4 protein-coding genes are annotated in these 4181 nt (G+C 68.5%); 3 read left to right on the top strand and 1 reads right to left on the bottom strand.

Annotation, left to right across the window (positions count from 1 at the left end):
* On the top strand, positions 1 to 1055 hold a 1055-nt coding region (locus tag AB4Y84_RS14955), incomplete at its 5' end, for a diguanylate cyclase (protein ID WP_442250360.1).
* 40 nt (positions 1056 to 1095) lie between these two features.
* Here AB4Y84_RS14955 and AB4Y84_RS14950 read toward each other — a convergent pair.
* Entirely contained in the window at positions 1096 to 2277 is a 1182-nt protein-coding gene (locus AB4Y84_RS14950) for an MFS transporter (RefSeq protein ID WP_442243783.1), read from the bottom strand.
* Between the two features lie 78 nt (positions 2278 to 2355).
* Here AB4Y84_RS14950 and AB4Y84_RS14945 point away from each other — a divergent pair, with 78 nt between their 5' ends.
* Together AB4Y84_RS14945 and AB4Y84_RS14940 are read left to right on the top strand one after the other, a co-directional pair.
* Positions 2356 to 2805, top strand: coding sequence for a winged helix-turn-helix transcriptional regulator (locus AB4Y84_RS14945; protein WP_223494591.1), 450 nt, complete (start codon positions 2356 to 2358; stop codon positions 2803 to 2805).
* Between the two features lie 74 nt (positions 2806 to 2879).
* Positions 2880 to 4004, top strand: a complete 1125-nt coding sequence (locus AB4Y84_RS14940; protein WP_442243784.1) for a metallophosphoesterase — start codon at positions 2880 to 2882, stop codon at positions 4002 to 4004.
* Positions 4005 to 4181 lie beyond the last annotated feature (177 nt).

Here is a 4181-nt window from a genome sequence, read left to right as displayed (position 1 = left end):
AGCACGAACTGTTCGTCCGCCTGCGCGCCGACGCCGCTGACAACGACACTGCCTTCGCCGCCATCGATTGCCTCAGCGCGATCATGGACATCGCCATGGAAGGCATGACGCTGGCCTACACGCACGCCCGTGAGCGCTCTTCGCGCACCGATGCGGCGTACCGGCTGTTCTCGTTGGTGCAGAACGTCAGCACGGAGCGCGAGCGCCAGCGCGCCCTGCTGCTGGATTGGGAAAATACCCTCCTGTACACCCTCGCCGGCCATGCGACAGGTGCCGACAACGCCAGTCTGGCAAGCTCGGAATTCGGCCTGTGGTTCACCCACAAGGGCATTCCCAGCTTCGGCGAAAGCAGCGAGACGCAGCAGGTGGGCCAGCTGATGGCACGCATCGACAGCCGCCTGCAGCGCGCCACCGATGAAGATCCGGCACGGCGGCTGACCGCCCTGCCGATGATCCGCGAAGACCTGGCCACCATCCGCAACCTGATGACCCTGCTGTTCGAACGCATCGGTGAACTGGATGCGGGCAGCGATGCGTTGACCAACCTGCTCAACCGACGCTTCCTGCCGACCGTGCTGCGTCGTGAGATCGAGTTGTCCACGCGCAACCGCACGCCGTTCTCGCTGTTGCTGCTGGACCTGGATCATTTCAAGGCGATCAACGATGGCCACGGCCACGACGCCGGCGATCGCGCACTGCAGCACGTCGCCGCCCTGCTCGGCCAGCAGACCCGTGGCAGTGACTACCTGTTCCGCTACGGCGGCGAGGAGTTCGTGGTGGTGCTGGTGGCGGCAAGCGAGTCGCAGGCGGAGGTGATTGCCGAAAGCCTGCGTCGGCAGATCGCACAATCGCCGATCACCCTGCCCAATGGACAGACGCTGGGGCTGACCGCCAGCATCGGCGTGGCCGGGCACGATGGGCATCCCGATTACGAGCGGCTGATGGCGCGCGCCGACGCGGCGATGTACGCCGCCAAGCGGCAAGGCCGCAACCGGGTGGTGGTGGCCGACGAAGCCCTGCCCGAGGCACCAGGACGACGCGCGCTGCAACGTTGAGCCTGCAGCGCGCGCGGTAGGGCGTCGAACGGCGTCGGCGTTACCGGGCGGCCTTGCGCGGAATGCGCCACGCCGTCCACCAAGCCAAGCCCAGCAAGGCGATGCCCGCGCCCAGCGCACACACCGCCGGCCACCCATAGCGCGCCTGCGTCCAGGTGCCCGCCGCAGCCCCCACACCGCTGCCCACGGCATAGAACAGCATGTACAGCGCCACCAAGCGTCCATGCTGTTCGGCCGGTGCACGCAGCAGCAGGGCCTGGTTGGACACATGCAACGCCTGCCCGCCCAGATCCAGCACCACTACGCCCAGCAGCAACAGGGCCAGCGAATGCGGCAGGCCCAGCAACGGCCCCCAGGCGACCAGCATCAGCAGCAGCGCCCCCAGGCTCACCCGGTGGGCAAGGCCACGATCCATCCAGTGCCCGACCCGCGCTGCCAGTAGTGCGCCGATGATGCCGGCCAGGCCCAGCGCGCCGATGGCGGCGGTCGACCAGTTCAACGGCGGCGCCGACAACGGCAGTGGCACCGCGGCCCAGAACACGTTGAGGCCGGCAAACAGGAACAATGCCAGCGGCCCGCGTTCGCGCAGCGCGCGATCCTGCCGCAGCATATCGGCCATCGAACGCAGCAGGTTGCGCCACGACGGCGGCATTGCAGGCACCGGCACGTGCGGCAGACGCCGCCACAGCAGCAGCGCCAGCGCCGCCATCAGCAATGCCGACAGCAGGTACACCGCGCGCCATCCCGCTACGGCGGCTACCGCACCTGAGACCACGCGTGCCGACAGCAGGCCGATGAACACGCCGCCCTGGACCATGCCGACCACCCGCCCGCGTTGCTCCGGTGCAGCGAGGTTGGCGACGTAGGCGATCAGTCCCTGGGTGAGCGCCGTACCGAGCAGCCCTGCCAGCAGCATGCCCGACAGCAACCACGCGGTGCTGCGGGCGGCGGCCAGCCATAGCAGCGCCACGACCAATGCCAGCAGTTGCATCCTTAACAGTCGACGGCGGTCGCCACGATCAGCCAACGGCAGCAGCCCGAGCAGGGCCAGCACGCTGCCGGCCTGGGTGGCGGCCAGCACTGCACCGGCCACGGCGGCATCCAGGGCGAAATCATGGGCCAGGCGCTCCAGCAGCGGCTGCGCGAAATAGACGTTGGCCACGCTGGCACCGGCAGCAATGGCGAGCAGGCCCAACACGGGGCGGGAAAGCAAAGGCATCATCAATGTGGTTGCATTTTAAAACTACGTGCACGGTAGCGTCACTGGTTTTAAACTGCAACCACAATCGAGGAGTCCGCCATGCACGCCAACAGCCCCTGCCCCGTGGCCCGCAGCGCCGATCTGCTCGGCGACCGCTGGGCATTGCTGGTCATCCGCGATGCCTTCGATGGCGTCAGTCGCTTTGGCGATTTCCAGCGCAGCCTGGGCGCGGCGCGCAACATCCTCAGCGACCGCCTGCGGCGCCTGGTCGAGGCGGGGCTGCTGGTGCAGCAGCCCGCCGCCGATGGCAGCGCCTACCAGGACTATGTGCTGACCGCGGCCGGCCAGGACCTGTTTCCGCTGCTGGTGGCCCTGCGCCAATGGGGAGAACGGCATTGCTTCGCTGCTGGCGAAGCACACTCGCAACTGATCGAATCCAGCAGCCGCCGGCCGCTGCCCTACATGCAACCCCATGGCCGTGACGGTCAGCCCGTGCGCGCCGCCGATACCCGCGTGCGCAAGCTCAAGGGAGAAGGCGGCCGGGCCTGATCCGCCCATTCGCGCACACCGGTGGCTTTCGTGGGCGGTTAGCATCGCTCGTCTCCTGCCGCTGGATGCCGTCGATGCCGAACTACGCCCGAACCCTGTCGATCCTGCTGCCACTGGTCCTGCTGCTGGCCGCACCACCGGCCTCTGCCCGCGACGTGGCAGCACCCGCAGAGCACGTGGACAGCGACGGCCCTTACCTGTTCCGTGAAGGCGCGCAGCTGAAAGCGCAGTGGATCTGCCAGGACCAGGTGGAAACCCACAGCGTGCAGGCAGGCACCGATGGCACGGAGGTTGCCTCGCGCTGCGGCTACCCGCATGCGGTGCATGTGCTGCCGCCGAACGCGCCGTCGGCATCGGTGCTGCCGGCCGTGCCGCGCATCGTCGCCGTGTCCGACATCCACGGCCAGTACGAGCTGCTGGTCCGCCTGTTGCGCGCCAACCGGGTGATCGACACGCAGGACCGCTGGGCACTGGGCACGGACACGCTGGTGATCGCCGGCGACGTGTTCGATCGCGGCCCGCAGGTGACCGAAGCGTTCTGGCTGCTGTATGGCCTGCAGCAGCAGGCAGCCGCCGCCGGTGGCGCGGTGCATTTCGTGCTCGGCAACCACGAGACCATGGTGCTGTACGACGACCTGCGGTACGTCAACCCGAAGTACCTGCGCAGCGCGCAGCTGCTCGGTCGCAGCTACCCGCAGCTGTATGGTGCCGACTCGGTGATCGGCCAGTGGCTGCGCACGCGGCCGGTGCTGCTGCAGATCGGCGATACCCTGTTCCTGCACGGCGGCATCTCGCCCGAAGCGGTGCAGATGGCATTGGACCCGGCCCACACCAATGCCGCCTACCAGGCCTCGCTGGGCATTCCCAAGGCCGAGGTGAAGGCAGACCCCGCCACCGCACCGTTGTACGACGGCAAGACCAGCCCGATCTGGTACCGCGGCTACTTCGACGGGCGCCTGGACAGCCAGGGCGTGCAGGCGGTGCTCGACCGTCTCCAACTCAGGCGCATCGTGGTCGGCCACACCTCGATGCCACACGTCAGCAGCTTCCACGACGGCCGCGTGATTGCCATCGACAGCAGCATCAAGAATGGCGAGAACGGCGAACTGCTGTTCATCGAGGACGGCAAGCTCAGCCGCGGCCTGCTGGACGGATCGCGGGTGCCGCTGGCCGAGGGTGAGCCCGGCCTGCAGGACTGAACGAAGGGCCAGCGCCGGGTGCGCGCAGGCCGCCCTCGCCCGCCACCTCCGCCCCGTTTGCCGCTACCCTCGGCAGCCGAGAGGCCCGCCCTGTCCAGCGGGCGGCCCATCCGCCCCCAGGAGCCCCGCGCATGCGCGTACTCATCGCAGAAGACGACCCCGACATCGCCTCTGGCC

This window comes from Stenotrophomonas sp. 2YAF22, from assembly GCF_052114665.1.
Lineage (GTDB): Bacteria > Pseudomonadota > Gammaproteobacteria > Xanthomonadales > Xanthomonadaceae > Stenotrophomonas > Stenotrophomonas indicatrix.
This window is presented reverse-complemented; position numbering and strand designations above follow the sequence as displayed.